Below are 954 nucleotides of genomic sequence, written 5' to 3'. Positions count from 1 at the left end.
CCGATAATCAGAACTGCTACCCCCAGCGCAATGCCGATAGTGGAGATAACCGAAATCAACGATACCATACCGTTCCGCCGCCCCTGGCTGAAGCGAAGCGCGATTTGCAACGACAGCGGTGTCCTCATTGCACGGTTCCCAGCAGAGCGCCTTCAGCCTGTAGCGCGCCACCGCGTATTTCCATCTGCCGGTGCATGCGCTTCGCCAATTGAAGATCGTGAGTCACCACCAAAAAGGCGGTGCCATGGCGCATATTCAGCTCGCCCAATAGTTCAAAAATACTATCGGCATTGTGCTGATCCAGATTGCCGGTAGGCTCGTCGGCGAGCACTAGCGCCGGATGATTCACCAGAGCGCGGGCTATAGCCACCCGCTGCCGCTCGCCGCCGGACAGTTCCGCCTGGCGGTGGTGGCCGCGTTTCTCAAGCCCTACTGCCGCCAGCATGTCCCACGCCGTCTCTTGTGCCTGGGACGGGCGGGTGCCGCCAATTAAAAGCGGCATCGCCACATTCTCTAGCGCGGTAAAATCCGGCAGTAAGTGATGGAACTGATAGATAAAACCCAATCGCTGGTTGCGCAATAGCGCCCGCGCGGAGGAAGAAAGCGTATTCAGAAGCTGGCCTTCAAATATTACCTCGCCACCGGTCGGTTCATCTAGCCCGCCCAGTAGGTGTAACAGCGTGCTTTTTCCGGAACCAGAACTGCCAACAATCGCCATCATTTCTCCGCGCTGCAGTGTGAAACTAACGTTACGCAATACATCGATATAAAACTTACCTTCCTGATAACGTTTGCTGAGTTGGAAACAGTGTAACAAAGGAGCATCATTCATATCGTAAAGCCTCAGTGGGCATATCGTAAAGCCTCAGTGGGATGAACGGCAGCGGCTCTCCAGGAAGGACAAATCGTGGATAGCAGCGCCACGGCCATGGCCATCATCGCGATGGCCGCCAC

General features: G+C 55.9%; 2 protein-coding genes and 1 pseudogene. All 3 read right to left on the bottom strand.

Translation table 11 applies throughout. From position 1 onward, the window contains the following. A pseudogene (locus BG74_RS16100) lies at window positions 1-128 on the bottom strand (lipoprotein-releasing ABC transporter permease subunit LolE); the annotation flags it as partial. Continuing rightward, complete coding sequence (lolD, locus tag BG74_RS02570; RefSeq protein ID WP_066596380.1) at window positions 125-832, bottom strand: lipoprotein-releasing ABC transporter ATP-binding protein LolD; 708 nt, start codon at window positions 830-832, stop codon at window positions 125-127. The gene lolD and the pseudogene BG74_RS16100, both read right to left, overlap by 4 nt. 11 nt (window positions 833-843) lie before the next feature. Then, on the bottom strand, window positions 844-954 hold a 111-nt coding region (locus BG74_RS16095), incomplete at its 5' end, for a hypothetical protein (protein ID WP_244267204.1).

It is taken from the genome of Sodalis-like endosymbiont of Proechinophthirus fluctus, assembly GCF_001602625.1.
In the GTDB taxonomy this organism is placed as follows: Bacteria; Pseudomonadota; Gammaproteobacteria; order Enterobacterales; family Enterobacteriaceae.
Note: the sequence above shows the minus strand (reverse complement) of the source record. Positions and strands in the feature narration are given on the sequence as shown.